Here is a 14,356-nt window from a genome sequence, read left to right as displayed (position 1 = left end):
TCGCCTCTATTCAAATGATATTTTCCCTAATGATATCAAAATGCTTGTCCCTTTATTTTCATGACCTACAGCCCAAATTGTGCCTTTGTGACCCTCCACAATTTGTTTTGCAATAGCAAGTCCAAGTCCGCTCCCATTTGCTTCGCTTCTTGCAGAATCAGCTCTGTAAAACCTGTCGAATATTTTATTAACATCATTATCTTTTATGCCAGAACCATTATCCCTTATCTCAATAATAATACTAGAATTGGTTTCTCTAAGAAGTATTGTAATTTCACCTTGCTTTTTATCCATATATTTACGAGAGTTATCAATAATATTTAGTATAACCCTCATCAATCTTTCTCTGTCAATTTTTACGTATTTAGGTCCTTTAAAATCATTTTTCAAACTGATTTTTATATTTAATTTTTCAAGTTCTAGTGTGCATTCATTAATACAGTAATTAAAATAATCTATAATATCCGTTTTTTCAAAGTTAAATGGAAGCTGGCTCAAATCTAATTTAGAATATAAAAGTAAATCATCAATCATAACATCCATTTGTTCCGATTTTGAATAAACGGTTTTTAAATAGCGTTCTACCTTTTCAGGTGTATTGGCAACGCCGTCTAAAACACCCTTCACATAACCTTTTATTGAGGTTATAGGTGTTTTAAGATCATGAGATATACTTGACACTAACATTGTCCTATTATCATCGTACTTCTTTTTTAAGCGAATAGAATCCTTAAGTTGTATCCTCATCTTTTCAAAATCAGCACATAAATCTCTTATTTCTTGGTCACCTACTTCAACAATTTCAAGATTTAAATCACCTTTACTAATATCTGCTACCGCCATTTTCAAAAGTGATAGTGGTTTTATTATCCTCTTTGAAAGAAAATAAGACATAAATATGTTAACTGCTATAAAAGTTATAAGAAATACACCAAAAATAAATATAATAAACTTTTCGAAAGTGCCAACTTGCTGAAATGTTGGTGCCAATAATATTGCATAACCTAGATCTTTATCTTTAAATCTAAGGGGGGCTACTTCAACCATATAATCTATAATTCCAATTGTGACTATCTTTTCTTGAGAGCTATTTTTAGATTCTAAAAGACATTTTTCCATATCAATTTTATTTACATCTTTGGATGTAAATAAAACAGTATTGTTTTTAAGTATTATAAGATCTCCATTTATATTTGATAACTTCTGGTACAAATATTGTTGAAACTTTGGATCTTCTATATCAGAAGAACTTTGATTTTTTATAGCATTACTGGTATCAGATAACTGAGTTTTTATAAATATGAATCTTTTAAAACTATCATAATTTACATCTTTACTGAAAATTTTTGAGGAAATAAAAATAAATAGGAAAGCAGCTATAATTGTAATAGCAAAAGGAATTACTATAGTTATAGTATTGGAAAGAATTAATCTTTTTTTTATATTCATTTTCCACCTCGTATAGCTACTTTAGTAGCTTAATCTACTAAAGTAGAATTAATAAGACCTTCTGAAATGTTCTTAGAATTCCTTATTATCGAATATATAATATCCTGCTGTAAAAAATATTATACCATAACTAATCATCATCATAAACTGAAGAAAAATCTTAAAAATTGGAACGGTATCCATAACATATAGTGTATACCAACTCATCATTGATGTAATAAAAACACCAGAGAATCTATAAAAAATAATCCCTAGACCTTTAAATATAGCAAACATAAAAATAGATAAGAAAAAGACTCCTATACCACTTCTAATTATATTTGCAAAAAATGCAATAATTATTGACAAAATCACCATAGGCAACAGTGTTACAAGATAAGAAATTAGGATTTTAATAAAACTGCTAAATGTGAAGGAGTTTGAATTAAAAAGACAACCAGCAATTATAGAAAAAACCATTACAAATAAAAGGTTTGCGAGGATAAATAACATAATTGCAGTTAACTTCGCTGCATAAAACTTAAATCTTGAAATGGGCCTTGCAATCGCAATTTTCATAGTATTTTGTGAAAATTCTCCTGAGAAACTTTCTATTGTAACTAGTGCCGTAAATAATGGAAAAATTGTATTCACTACGACTGATAACACAAGCATAGGAAATTCCATACTTGAAACGCCACGTAACCCAAATCCAGTTCTTAATACTACCATAGATAGTTGTCCTATTATTATAAAAATAAGTGATATAATCACTGCAACTAAAACCTTTTTTCTTTTATATAACTTTTCAATCTCATTTGTTAAAGCAGCTTTAAATTCTACCATTTCTTTCTACCTCGCTAACAAAATAATTTTCTAGTGTTGCGTAATTGTTTAATATATTTTTCATAGTATCCACATTAAGCATGTGCCCATTGTATAATACACCAATATGGGTACAAGTAAGTTCAACATCGTGGATAAGATGACTTGAAATAAAAAATGTAGTATTTTCTTTTTCTGCCATGTCTTTTATTATATTTCTCATAGAAATCATTCCCTCAACATCAAGTCCGTTTAATGGTTCATCTAAAATAACTACTTCCGGACGTGACAGTATTGCAGCAGCAATTCCTAGTCTTTGCTTCATTCCAAGAGAGAATTTTCTTGGTTTCTCATTTTTGTATTTTAAAAGTCCTGTCATTTCCAAAACTTCATTGATTCTATTCTCATCAACATTTTTATAATATCTTGAAACCTGTTTTAAGTTCTCGAACGCCGTTAAATAAAGATAAGATTCTGCTGTTTCTATAATGCAACCTACCTTTTCCATTACCTTTTCGTATTCTTCCAAGATACTATGTCCTAAAATTTTAACGTCTCCACTGTCTGGTTTTATAAGTCCAGTCATGATCTTCATTGCAGTGGTTTTACCAGCTCCATTAGGTCCTAAAAAACCAAAGATGTCTCCTCTATGTATGTCAATATTAATATCTGTTATGCCTCTTCCATTTTTGTATAACTTGGAAAGATTTTTAATTTCAATAGCTTTTTCCAATTGTGCCCCCCCCCATAATTTAGTTTTACAAATCTTGTAATTTTAAATTTGAAAACCATAATATAAATCAAATCTTTAGTAAATTAATGAGGCAGAAGACCCCTGCCTTAATTAGGCAGAAGACCCCTGCCTAATGTGTACATTTAGTTTAGAGTCCCTTGCCTTTAATATCAGTTATATTATTTATTATTAATTGAATACCTTACTAAATTGATCATCAAAAATCTTATTTCCACTCATAACTTCATTCGTGCTAAATCCAATTTTTGCTGATTGTTGGTTAATGTATATATTTCCTTGGGTTGTATTTTTTGAAGAGTCTATTCCACTAAAAGTAGCATTAGTTTTATTATTTACATCGAATTTAGCATCAAACTTGAAGTCTTTTTTATCTGCAACGTATCCTTCATATCCCTTAACATATTCTTCATAATATCTTCCACTAATAGCCTTGTCATCTACAGCGGTAACATCTATGAATCTTTCACCTATTTTTATAAATTTAGCATCCTTTTCTATTAAAATATCTGTTTTAAACAATCCTATATATTTTTCAGGATTAGTTAATTTACTAAAGTCTTGTTGTATATTTTTTTCTACTTTCTTACCAGAAAGATCAGGTTTACTAACCTTAGTTGCGTTCACATTTGTCATCTTTGCCAGTAACTCAAAAGTTAACTTATGCTCAGTGCCTTTTGCATCTTTACCAGAAATCACACCGCTACCAAGGATACTCTGAATAAATCCATCTTTAGTTGTTACCATATTCCCCTTAACATCTTTTACAAATATATCACTTGTTATATTAGGCATATTGTTCTTATTATTAGGGTTTAATTGACTCTTAGACTGGAATGACACCACTGCATTAATGAGAGCTGGTATTTGTGATTCACTTAGAGACCCAGATAAAATCTTACTTCCATCTGAGTTTTGCGTAACTACAACTGCATCTTTTAAATTACCAACAATAGCGTCTGCAATTTTCTCAACATCAGTAGCTCCTGCTTGTTTAAAAGGGTTAGAAGAAACTGTTGTATTTTGAGGGCTTGTGAATTCACTCAAATAATATACATTTTGTTGGCCATTTTTAGATATAGAACTCTTCTTATCAGAGTAGTAATAATCTTCGCTTTTAGTTGCTCCCTCTGTTCTTGTTGTTACAGTTTCCTTTACCCCATTTGATACATCAACTTTACTAAGAGAGTTTGTAGAATACACAATATTACTATTATCCTTTATAACAAAGGATATTTCACCAGTGTAGCTTGAAAGCTTAGTCGTAGCGCTCTCTGCTGTATATTTAAATGAATCTTTAAGTTGATCGTATCCACTTTTAGTTAATACTTGGGCCATAGCAGTGGTTGTAAACATTATAGTTCCTATAGCAAAACTAACTATTGTTGCTGTTTTTTTATTTAATTTCATTTTACATAATCTCCTTTTTTAAATTTGCTTTTGAATATGAAAGCCTTTCATAATTCTATTTTAATGTACACCTCTCTACTTTCCATAAACAAATTATAAACAAATTATAAACTTTGTTCACCTAACCTATAATGCCTACAACCAATAATAAATATAAATACTATTTCTCACCCATTTTTATTGCCTTTTCTGTGCAACTCTCCATAGCTGAAATTATTGAACCTCTAAAATTATTCTTTTCTAGTGTGTACACTGCTTGAATAGTAGTTCCCCCTGGTGAGCATACATCATCTTTAAGTTTTCCTGGGTGTTCTCCAGTCTCTAGCACCATTTTAGCAGCTCCTAGAACTGCTTGAGCTGCCATTTTGTAAGCCTTATCTCTTGGCATTCCTTGGAGCACAGCGCCATCTCCTAGAGCTTCGATAAACATATACACATAAGCTGGAGATGAACCACTTACCGCTGGAACTACATCAATAAGCTTTTCCTCTAATATCTCTATCTTACCAAAACTTTCAAATATTTTTATTACGTCTTGTAATTCTTCGGTGGTTATATTTTTATTGGAACAAAGTGCACTCATTCCTTCTCCTACAAGCGCGGGAGTGTTTGGCATAGTTCTTATAACCTTTGCAGAGGCTCCCAGTGTTTTACTCATATGTTCTAATGTAATCCCTGCAGCTATGGTTACTATAACCACATCCTTTTTTAAATATGTTTTTATTAAATCAATAACTTCAAAATATTTATAAGGTTTTACAGCTAATATCACTATATCAGAAACTCTCGCAACTTCATTATTATCCTTAGTTACTAAAATATTATATTTCTCTTTCACGTTATTTAAACCCCTACCTGATGGATTACTTACTATTACCTTTTCGCTAGAAACTAAATTTGATTTTATTATTCCACCAATCATAGCCTTAGCCATATTACCACAACCTATAAATCCTATTGTTTTATTCATGTTAAAATTCCTCCTATTTATTTATAATTTTATATTTTCTTACGTAATTTCTTTTAATAATACTAATTATATCATTAAAATGCACTGGAGTATAAATAACAAAAAGCATTGTGGTTTATTCATACTCATTTGTTGAAAACACACATTTAACGTATTCAAATAAATAATTTGGGTATAATAATATTTAGAAGTTTAATATTAAGATCAAACAATTGATAATTATTTTTCGCTTTTAAGCGATACAAGGAGGTTCCTAATATGTCACATAAAGATAACAAAAATAGTAAAGATAATAAAAAAGCTAGTCAAAAAACCAAAAAAGAGTTAGACAAAATGAGAATGGAAACTGCCAATGAAATAGGTGTTTCTAAAGAATCTAAAAAACTTGGAAAAGAGAATAAATAATTTATAAAAATCAAAAAGGAAGATGTTTAATGACATCTTCCTTTTGATTTATTTAATAGAATTAATGTAATGTATGAAATTATGATTGCGTTTTTATATCCATTATTATATATGAGGTTTTATCTTTCGTCAGCTATGAAAAACAATCCTAACATTTCTGGTCCTGTATGTGACCCTATTGCTGTACCTACATAATTTAAAATGACATCCTTGACATTTCCATGTTCTCTAACTAAAACTTCTAGAGCTAATGCATCGCCGATACAATCCCCATGACTTATTGCAATAACTTGTTCTTTATTTGGATCAGTTTTTTCCTTGAATTTTTGAGCTAAGCTATTTATTGCCTTCTTCCTTCCTCTACATTTAGAAAATGAAGTAAGGCGCCCCTCATTGTCTACAAACAGCACAGGTTTTATATTTAATAATGTACCAACCGTTGCAGCAGAACTTGATATTCTTCCACCTCTTTTTAGATGATATAAATCATTAACTGTAAACCAATGATTTATCTTAAGTTTGTTTTCTTCAATCCATGTAACTATCTCTTCTTTAGAACTTCCATTTTTCAACATTTCATAGGCATAATAAACTAAAAGTCCTTGTCCGAGGCATGCACATTTACTATCAATTATACTTATATCAGCTTCCGGTAACTCTTCAAGCATAGTTTCTCTTGCTATATTTGCGCTATTGATAGTTCCAGTTAGTGCAGAAGACATGGCAATATATATGATAGGTTTTTTATCGGTAGCATACTTGCGAAATACCTCTAGATACCTTTCGCTATTTATCTGTGATGTAGTTGGCATTTCCCCTTGCCTTAAAGCATCATAAAATTCCTTGCGAGTAAATTTATCTCCGAAGTCATCCTCTATTGCTTGGCCTTTAAAATTACAAACCAAACCTAATGGTACTATATTGTCCTGTCTAATATACTCTAAAGGCAAATCGCATCCTGAATCTATTACTAGAATTATCTCACTATGTGTTTTACTCATAACTTAATTCCCCTTTACCATTTTCATAAATATTATTCTTACCTTCTATTATGTATGATTTTGTTAAATACTTCAAGACAAAAAAAAGAAAAGTATATATACTTTTCTTGAAAAAACAAAATAAAGTTATTCTATTACCTTTCCAATTTTTCTGAATTTATAATATCTCTTGGTAAGTAAGGATTCTATAGGTTCACGTTTTAATCTAGTAATTGACTCCTCTAAATTACGTTTAATCCTTGCTGCCATCTCATCTACATTAGTATGCGCACCACCTAAAGGCTCTTTTATAATTCTATCTATTATTCCAAAATTAATTAAATCCTGAGCTGTTATTTTCATTGCTGATGCAGCTTCTTTAGCAAGGCTTGCATCTTTATATAATATACTAGCAAAACCCTCTGGTGATAAAATAGAATAAATTGCATGCTCTAACATCCAAACCTCATCAGCTATTGCCATAGCTAAAGCTCCACCACTTCCACCTTCACCAATAACTATTGAGATTATTGGTGTTTTAAGTGTTGACATGGACATAAGGTTTCTTGCGATTGCCTCACCTTGTCCTCTCTCTTCTGCACCTAGACCACAATATGCTCCCGGGGTATCTATAAGACATACAACTGGTCTATTAAATTTTTCTGCCTGTTTCATAAGTCTTAAGGATTTTCTATATCCTTCTGGATTTGGCATTCCAAAATTTCTCCTTATGTTTTCTTTAGTGTTATTCCCTTTTTGCTGAGCTATTACTGTTACAGGAATACCATTAAATAAAGCGATTCCACCCACAATTGCAGAATCATCACCATAATACCTATCACCATGTAGCTCCATGAATGAATCAAATATTCGATTTATATAATCAAGAGCAGTAGGCCGTTCTACCAGCCTTGCAATACTTACTTTATCCCAGGCAGTTAAATTTTTATAGGCTTCCTTTTGCATATTGTATAGCTTAATTTCCATTTGTCTTATTTCTTTTCCTAAATCCATATCTTGATCTATTGCTAAATTTTTTAGTTCATTAATTTTGCTTTTAAGTTCAAACATGTTTTTTTCAAAAGGTAAAGTTACCATAAATTTTCACTCCCTCTGTGTTACTTTTGTCTTTGTCTATATGTTATGAATGAGCTTTTAATATTTGTGTTAAAGTATCCTTCATAACTTTTCTATCTACTACTTTATCTATAAAACCCTTCGCAAGCAAAAATTCCGCCCTTTGAAAACCCTCAGGTAGTTGTTCTTTTAATGTTTGCTCTATAACTCTTTTACCAGCAAACCCTATTAGTGCATTAGGCTCCGCGAGAATTATATCTCCAAGCATAGCAAAACTTGCAGTAACCCCACCTGTAGTTGGATCCGTAAGCACAGTTATATAAAGATTACCTTTTTCGTTATGCCTCGCAATAGCAGCACTAGTTTTAGCCATTTGCATTAGTGAAAATATACCTTCTTGCATTCTAGCTCCACCTGAAGCTGTAAATATAATAATAGGTTTACTATTTTCTGTCGCCTTTTCAATGGCCCTGGTAATTTTTTCTCCAACAACAGACCCCATACTTCCCATCATAAAATTACTATCCATAACTGCAATTACCGTATCTTGTCCATTTATCTTTCCTTCTCCAGTAATTACAGCTTCATTTAATAAAGTTTTATCTTGCATATTTTGTAGTTTTTCTTTATATCCTTCAAAATCTATAGGGTCATCTGAGATCATAAACTCATCATATTCTATAAAAGTACCTTTATCTATTGTATAATTTATTCTTTCTCTAGAACCAATTCTAAAATGGGTTCTACAACTATCACAAGTCATTATACTCTCTTCTAAATCCTTATTATAAAGAATTTTACCACAAGTTTCACATTTAACCCACATTCCAGATGGGATATTAGGTCTTTTCTCTCCATCATTTCCTAAATTTTTAACCTCAATATATTTGCTCTTTTGAAATATACGTTTAAACTCAAACATATGGTTACCCCTTTCTAAAAACATACCTACACTACAATTTATAGCACCCAAAATAAATGCCACACCTATAGTATAAAACTTTTAAATAATAAATTCTAGCATGCATTTAGCCACTTTTAAAGGTTTTGAAATTCTTTACTAATAAAACTAGTATCAAAATTACCCTTTATAAAATTGCTATTATTAACTATTTTAAATTGGAAGTCTATATTAGTATCCACACCTTCTATTATGAACTCACCTAATGCTCTTCTCATCTTACATATTGCTTCATCTCTATCTTTTCCATGAACAATTAGTTTTCCTATCATTGAGTCATAAGTTGGTGGTATTTTGTATCCTTGATATACTGCACTATCAACCCTCACTCCATATCCACCAGGAATGTGAAGTGTTTTTATAACGCCAGGACATGGCATGAAATTTTTAGAAGGATTTTCTGCATTTATTCTACATTCAATAGCATGACCCTGAATTTTAATATCCTCTTGCTTATAATTAAGCACTTGCCCTGAAGCAATTCTTATCTGGGCTTTAAGTAAATCTACCCCAGTTATCATTTCTGTTATTGGGTGCTCGACTTGTATACGAGTATTCATTTCCATAAAATAATATTTACCGTATTTATCTAATAAAAACTCTATAGTTCCAGCATTTTTATAATTAATAGACTTAGCTGCTTTAACAGCAACCTCACCCATCTGTTTTCTAAGTTCTTCCGTCATTGCGGCTCCCGGAGCCTCTTCTATTACCTTCTGATTTCGTCTTTGAATAGAACAATCTCTCTCACCCAGATGAATCACATTTCCATGTTCATCTGCAAGTATTTGAAACTCTATATGTCTTGGTTCTTCTATGAATTTTTCCATATACATTGTATCATCACCAAAAGAGGTTTTCGCCTCTGCTTTAGCGGTATTGAATGCTGGCACGAGCTCTTCTACTGTACTTACAACTCTTATACCTTGTCCCCCACCACCTGCTGATGCCTTTATCATAACTGGGTAACCTATTTTCTCAGCTGCCTTTAAGGCATCTGATTCAGATACAATTTCTCCGTCAGAACCAGGAACTACTGGTACTCCAGCACTTATCATGATTTCTCTTGCCTTTAGTTTGTTTCCCATATTATCAATGTTTTGCGAACTTGGACCTATATATTTTATATTACATTCCTCACACATCTGAGCGAACTTACTATTTTCAGATAAAAATCCATAACCAGGATGGATTGCCTCAGCACCTGTGAGCACTGTTGCACTTAAAATATTTTGCATATTTAAATAACTATCCTTAGATTTAGCAGGTCCAATGCATATAGCCTCATCAGCCATTTGAGTATGAAGAGCATTTTTATCTACCTCAGAATACACTGCAACAGTTTGAATGCCCATTTCATTACACGCCCTGATTATTCTTACCGCTATCTCGCCTCTATTAGCAATTAATATCTTCTTAAACATATTGTTTACCTTCCCCACACTTAAAATTATTAACTAAAGTGTTTTTAGTATTTATATTCCTACCGCAAATGTAATTTCAGCTTGTGCCACTTTAACTCCGTTTACTGTAGCTATTCCTAGACCTATTCCAACAGGTCCCTTCATTTTGATTATTTCAACCTCAAGTTTAAGCACATCTCCTGGAACAACTTTTTTTCTAAACTTCGCTTTATTAATGCCACCAAAGTAAGCAATTTTACCCTTATAGTCTTCCATGCTTAAAAGTGCCACTGCTCCAACCTGCGCTAAAGCCTCTATAATTATTACTCCTGGAAGTATAGGTTCCTCAGGAAAATGTCCTTGGAAAAAATACTCATTCATAGTAACATTCTTATATCCTACAGCCCTTTTCCCTGGTTCTAATTCCTCTACTTTATCCACGAATAAAAATGGATATCTATGAGGAATAATCTCTTGAATTTGTTTTATATCTAAAGTAGTACCTTTTATATCTTCCATGTTATTACCTCCATCTTTTACGTAATTAAATTAGTGATTTATCTACTAGTTTTTAATTATTTTAAATAATGGCTGTCCGTACTCTACCATATCTTCATTAGAAACTAATACTTCTACAACTTCTCCATCTACTTCACTTTCAATTTCATTCATAAGCTTCATAGCTTCTAATATACAAAGGGTATCTCCAGTTTTAACCTTAGAACCAACTTTTACGAAATTTTTTGATTCAGCACTAGGAGACGAATACATAGTTCCAACAATGGGTGATTTAACTACAAATACGTTTTCTTGTGGCATTTTATTTTCTGAATTTTTAATAGTTTTAGCTATATCATTATTTAGTTTTTCTGCATACACTTCATTTGTAGCAACATTTTCCCTTGTTAATAAATCCTGAGTAACGCTCTGAGCGGATGTTACATTTACAGGCATTCTTTCTACTACTACCTGTTGCTCTTTTTTCTCCATTTTTATCTTAATACCTTCTGTTTCTATTTCAAAACTAGTGATTTGTGAATCACTAACAGTTTTTATTAACTCTTGAATATTTTTATAATCCATAATTATCTACCGTCCCATTTTTTTAATAATATAGTAGCATTATGACCACCAAAGCCTAATGAATTAGACATAGCATATTTAAGCTGTTCTGATCGTCCAATGTTTGGAACGTAATCCAAATCACAGTCCTCATCTGGCACCTTATATCCTATAGTTGCTGGTACAAAACCTTCTTCTAATGCTTTTACACATACTATAGCTTCTATTGCTCCTGATGCTCCTAGCAAGTGTCCTGTCATAGATTTTGTTGAACTTACAGGTATTTTATAAGCATATTCTCCAAAAGCAGCTTTTATAGCAAGAGTCTCAAATTTATCATTATATGGAGTACTTGTTCCATGTGCATTGATGTATGATACTTCTTCTGCCTTTATATCTGCATCTTTAAGCGCCATTACCATTGATCTTGCCGCACCTTCTCCACTTGGTGATGGTGAAGTTATATGATAAGCGTCACAAGTTGATCCATACCCACTAACCTCTGCATATATTTTTGCATTTCTTTTCTGAGCATGCTCTAATGATTCAAGAATAACTATACCTGCACCATCTCCCATAACAAACCCATTTCTTTCTTTGTCAAAAGGAATTGATGCCCTTAAAGGATCTTCACTATTACTTAAAGCTGTTAATGACGCAAATCCTGCTAAAGCAAGTGGTGTTACTGATGCTTCTGCTCCTCCAGCTATTATTATGTCTGCTCTTCCATCTTGAATCATATGGAAAGCGTCTCCTATTGCATTAGTTCCTGTAGCACAAGCCGTAACAACGCTGGAACACATACCTTTAGCACAATACTTTATTGCAATGTTTCCAGCCGCCATATTACCTATTATCATAGGTATTAAATACGGCGTAACTCTACCTGGTCCCTTTTCCATAAGCTTTGAATGTTCTCTCTCAATAGTACCAATCCCGCCTATTCCTGAACCAACTATTACTGCCATTCTTTCACTATCTATAGCTTCTAAATCAAGTCCTGAATTTTTAACTGCTTCTGCAGCCGCAACCATTGCGTATTGACAATATTTATCCATTTTTCTAGCTTCTCTTTTGTCAAGTGCTACTGTTACATCAAAATCCTTAACCTCTGCAGCCAGCTTGCATTTAAAGTCCGTAATATCAAAAGACTTAATTACATCTATGCCACATTTACCTTTTTTTATATTATTCCAAAAATTGTTTACATCATTTCCTATAGGAGTAACGGCTCCCATTCCTGTTATAACGACTCTATTTTTCATAAAGTAAATCCTCCTTTATTCATCATATTTATATAATGAATCATCTTTTGATATTACATTACCATTCCGCCATCTACATTTATAACCTGACCTGTTATGTATGCAGCTTCCTCAGATGCTAAAAATGCTACTACATTTGCAACATCTTCCGCAGTTCCAAGTCTCTTTAGTGGAATAGTGTTCATTATAGATTCCTTTACCTTCTCAGGTAAAGCATTTGTCATATCTGTTTGAATATATCCTGGTGCTACTGCATTACAAGTAACTCCACGGCTTGCAAATTCTCTAGCTACCGACTTTGTCATGCCTATAATCCCTGCTTTTGCAGATGAATAATTTACTTGGCCTGCATTTCCTGTAATACCAGTGACTGAAGATATATTTATTACTCTTCCGCATCGCTGCTTAAGCATTATTGATGATACATGTTTCGTACAATTAAATGCACCCTTTAGGTTAATGTTTATAACGCTATCAAAGTCCTCTTCCTTCATTCTCATTAAAAGACCATCTTTTGTTATACCTGCATTATTTACTAAGATATCTATAGATCCGAATTCTTCCATACATTTTTTCATCATATTTCCCACATCATCATAACTGCTTATGTCAGCTTGAACTGCCAATGCCTTTACTCCTAAAGCTTCTATTTCTTTAACTACTTCAACCACTGCATCTTGGCTTTTTCTATAGTTAACAACTATATTGACTCCAAGCTTTGCTAGTTTTAAAGCTATAGCCCTTCCAATACCACGACTAGCTCCTGTAACTACTGCTGTTTTTCCTTTTAACATAAACCGCACTCCCTTTACATCTCTAATAATTGCCCTGCCTCTTAATAGGTTCTACCTCTTAATAAGTTCTATTGCTTTATTTAAAGATGCAACAGCTTTATCCAAAGATGCCATATCTTCTACATTAACGGCGGTAAGTTTTCTATCTATTTTCTTAACAAAGCCGCAAAGCACCTTACCTGGTCCTATCTCTACGAAAGTATCAACGCCATCTTTTATCATATTTCTTATAATTGTTTCCCATAAAACAGAACTCATTACTTGAAGTTTCAAATTACCTTTAATATTATTTTTGCTTTTTATATAATCACCATTTACATTTGTCATTACTGGAATAGTAATATCTTTAAGATCTATATTTTCAAGTTCAATTTCTAACTTCAGCGCTGCTGGTTTTAGCATAGAAGTATGGAAAGGTGCACTTACTGGCAATAGTATAGCTCTTTTTGCACCCTTTTGAGTAGCCTTTGCGCAAGCAAGTTCTACGGTTGCTATTTCCCCGGCAATCACTATTTGTCCTGGGCAGTTTAAATTGGCAATTTCGACTATCCCAGAATTCCTAACCTCACTACAAGCTTCTTCAACTAAATCAGCTTCAAGTCCTATGATGGCTGCCATAGTTCCTATTCCCACTGGCACTGCCTCCTGCATGAATTTTCCACGCTTTTTAACAAGTTTTACAGCATCTTTGAAGTCCATAACTCCACTACAAACAAGTGCTGAATACTCTCCAAGACTAAGTCCTGCAGTTACGTCACATTTTATGCCATGTTTTTTTAATGCCATAAGAGCAGCTATGCTAGTAGTTAGAATAGCTGGTTGAGTATTCTCTGTAATATCTAATTCTGCTTGCGGGCCTTCGAAACAAAGTTTACTTAATTCAAAGTTAAGTTCTTTATCCGCAATATTAAATATATCTCTGCATTCCTCTATATTTTCATATAACTCCTTGCCCATACCTATGTATTGAGCTCCCTGTCCAGGAAAAATAAAAGCAATTTTACCCATAATTTCTCTCCTTAATT

General features: G+C 32.4%; 15 protein-coding genes. 1 reads left to right on the top strand and 14 read right to left on the bottom strand.

Annotation, left to right across the window (positions count from 1 at the left end; all coding sequences use genetic code 11):
- Positions 1 to 6: 6 nt before the first annotated feature.
- The 5 genes from VIM70_RS15590 to proC form a co-directional block, all read right to left on the bottom strand.
- Positions 7 to 1,449 (bottom strand): HAMP domain-containing sensor histidine kinase, encoded by a 1,443-nt coding sequence (locus tag VIM70_RS15590; protein WP_331946699.1) that lies wholly within the window; start codon positions 1,447 to 1,449, stop codon positions 7 to 9.
- A 72-nt stretch (positions 1,450 to 1,521) separates the two neighbouring features.
- Complete coding sequence (locus VIM70_RS15585) at positions 1,522 to 2,274, bottom strand: ABC transporter permease (RefSeq protein WP_331946698.1); 753 nt, start codon at positions 2,272 to 2,274, stop codon at positions 1,522 to 1,524.
- On the bottom strand, positions 2,261 to 2,986 hold the full coding sequence (locus tag VIM70_RS15580) for an ABC transporter ATP-binding protein (protein ID WP_331946697.1): 726 nt from the start codon (positions 2,984 to 2,986) through the stop codon (positions 2,261 to 2,263). The genes VIM70_RS15585 and VIM70_RS15580 overlap by 14 nt, the downstream gene beginning before the upstream one ends.
- Before the next feature lie 189 nt (positions 2,987 to 3,175).
- Complete coding sequence (locus tag VIM70_RS15575; RefSeq protein ID WP_331946696.1) at positions 3,176 to 4,414, bottom strand: hypothetical protein; 1,239 nt, start codon at positions 4,412 to 4,414, stop codon at positions 3,176 to 3,178.
- A gap of 160 nt (positions 4,415 to 4,574) precedes the next feature.
- On the bottom strand, positions 4,575 to 5,384 hold the full coding sequence (gene proC, locus VIM70_RS15570; protein ID WP_331946695.1) for a pyrroline-5-carboxylate reductase: 810 nt from the start codon (positions 5,382 to 5,384) through the stop codon (positions 4,575 to 4,577).
- A 258-nt stretch (positions 5,385 to 5,642) separates the two neighbouring features.
- Here proC and VIM70_RS15565 point away from each other — a divergent pair, with 258 nt between their 5' ends.
- A complete protein-coding gene (locus tag VIM70_RS15565; protein ID WP_331946694.1) occupies positions 5,643 to 5,789 on the top strand; it encodes a small, acid-soluble spore protein, alpha/beta type in 147 nt (48 codons plus the stop codon).
- A gap of 119 nt (positions 5,790 to 5,908) precedes the next feature.
- Here the strand turns inward: VIM70_RS15565 and VIM70_RS15560 are convergent, their stop codons facing one another.
- The 9 genes from VIM70_RS15560 to fabD all read right to left on the bottom strand — a co-directional run bounded on the left by VIM70_RS15560 (position 5,909) and on the right by fabD (position 14,339).
- A complete protein-coding gene (locus VIM70_RS15560; RefSeq protein ID WP_331946693.1) occupies positions 5,909 to 6,790 on the bottom strand; it encodes a DegV family protein in 882 nt (293 codons plus the stop codon).
- A 126-nt stretch (positions 6,791 to 6,916) separates the two neighbouring features.
- A complete protein-coding gene (locus VIM70_RS15555; protein WP_331946691.1) occupies positions 6,917 to 7,867 on the bottom strand; it encodes an acetyl-CoA carboxylase carboxyltransferase subunit alpha in 951 nt (316 codons plus the stop codon).
- Between the two features lie 43 nt (positions 7,868 to 7,910).
- Positions 7,911 to 8,768, bottom strand: coding sequence for an acetyl-CoA carboxylase, carboxyltransferase subunit beta (accD, locus tag VIM70_RS15550; protein ID WP_331946690.1), 858 nt, complete (start codon positions 8,766 to 8,768; stop codon positions 7,911 to 7,913).
- A 116-nt stretch (positions 8,769 to 8,884) separates the two neighbouring features.
- On the bottom strand, positions 8,885 to 10,231 hold the full coding sequence (locus tag VIM70_RS15545) for an acetyl-CoA carboxylase biotin carboxylase subunit (protein ID WP_331946689.1): 1,347 nt from the start codon (positions 10,229 to 10,231) through the stop codon (positions 8,885 to 8,887).
- Between the two features lie 51 nt (positions 10,232 to 10,282).
- A complete protein-coding gene (gene fabZ, locus VIM70_RS15540) occupies positions 10,283 to 10,729 on the bottom strand; it encodes a 3-hydroxyacyl-ACP dehydratase FabZ (protein WP_331946688.1) in 447 nt (148 codons plus the stop codon).
- 45 nt (positions 10,730 to 10,774) lie between these two features.
- Positions 10,775 to 11,293, bottom strand: coding sequence for an acetyl-CoA carboxylase biotin carboxyl carrier protein (gene accB / locus VIM70_RS15535; RefSeq protein WP_331946687.1), 519 nt, complete (start codon positions 11,291 to 11,293; stop codon positions 10,775 to 10,777).
- A gap of 2 nt (positions 11,294 to 11,295) precedes the next feature.
- Positions 11,296 to 12,537, bottom strand: a complete 1,242-nt coding sequence (gene fabF, locus VIM70_RS15530) for a beta-ketoacyl-ACP synthase II (RefSeq protein ID WP_331946686.1) — start codon at positions 12,535 to 12,537, stop codon at positions 11,296 to 11,298.
- Between the two features lie 53 nt (positions 12,538 to 12,590).
- Complete coding sequence (gene fabG / locus VIM70_RS15525) at positions 12,591 to 13,331, bottom strand: 3-oxoacyl-[acyl-carrier-protein] reductase (RefSeq protein ID WP_331946685.1); 741 nt, start codon at positions 13,329 to 13,331, stop codon at positions 12,591 to 12,593.
- A 51-nt stretch (positions 13,332 to 13,382) separates the two neighbouring features.
- Positions 13,383 to 14,339 (bottom strand): ACP S-malonyltransferase, encoded by a 957-nt coding sequence (gene fabD / locus VIM70_RS15520; RefSeq protein WP_331946684.1) that lies wholly within the window; start codon positions 14,337 to 14,339, stop codon positions 13,383 to 13,385.
- Positions 14,340 to 14,356: the final 17 nt, after the last annotated feature.

Origin of the sequence: Clostridium sp., assembly GCF_036569345.1 — a bacterium.
Taxonomy (GTDB): Bacteria; Bacillota; Clostridia; order Clostridiales; family Clostridiaceae; genus Clostridium_AD.
This window is presented reverse-complemented; position numbering and strand designations above follow the sequence as displayed.

Coding starts and splice junctions, on each gene's coding strand:
- accD (WP_331946690.1), bottom strand. CDS start 8,768: ATGTTTGAGTTTAAACGTATATTTCAAAAGAGCAAATATATTGAGGTT.
- proC (WP_331946695.1), bottom strand. CDS start 5,384: ATGAATAAAACAATAGGATTTATAGGTTGTGGTAATATGGCTAAGGCT.
- VIM70_RS15575 (WP_331946696.1), bottom strand. CDS start 4,414: ATGAAATTAAATAAAAAAACAGCAACAATAGTTAGTTTTGCTATAGGA.
- VIM70_RS15555 (WP_331946691.1), bottom strand. CDS start 7,867: ATGGTAACTTTACCTTTTGAAAAAAACATGTTTGAACTTAAAAGCAAA.
- fabG (WP_331946685.1), bottom strand. CDS start 13,331: ATGTTAAAAGGAAAAACAGCAGTAGTTACAGGAGCTAGTCGTGGTATT.
- VIM70_RS15565 (WP_331946694.1), top strand. CDS start 5,643: ATGTCACATAAAGATAACAAAAATAGTAAAGATAATAAAAAAGCTAGT.
- fabD (WP_331946684.1), bottom strand. CDS start 14,339: ATGGGTAAAATTGCTTTTATTTTTCCTGGACAGGGAGCTCAATACATA.
- VIM70_RS15590 (WP_331946699.1), bottom strand. CDS start 1,449: ATGAATATAAAAAAAAGATTAATTCTTTCCAATACTATAACTATAGTA.
- VIM70_RS15560 (WP_331946693.1), bottom strand. CDS start 6,790: ATGAGTAAAACACATAGTGAGATAATTCTAGTAATAGATTCAGGATGC.
- accB (WP_331946687.1), bottom strand. CDS start 11,293: ATGGATTATAAAAATATTCAAGAGTTAATAAAAACTGTTAGTGATTCA.
- VIM70_RS15585 (WP_331946698.1), bottom strand. CDS start 2,274: ATGGTAGAATTTAAAGCTGCTTTAACAAATGAGATTGAAAAGTTATAT.
- VIM70_RS15545 (WP_331946689.1), bottom strand. CDS start 10,231: ATGTTTAAGAAGATATTAATTGCTAATAGAGGCGAGATAGCGGTAAGA.
- fabZ (WP_331946688.1), bottom strand. CDS start 10,729: ATGGAAGATATAAAAGGTACTACTTTAGATATAAAACAAATTCAAGAG.
- fabF (WP_331946686.1), bottom strand. CDS start 12,537: ATGAAAAATAGAGTCGTTATAACAGGAATGGGAGCCGTTACTCCTATA.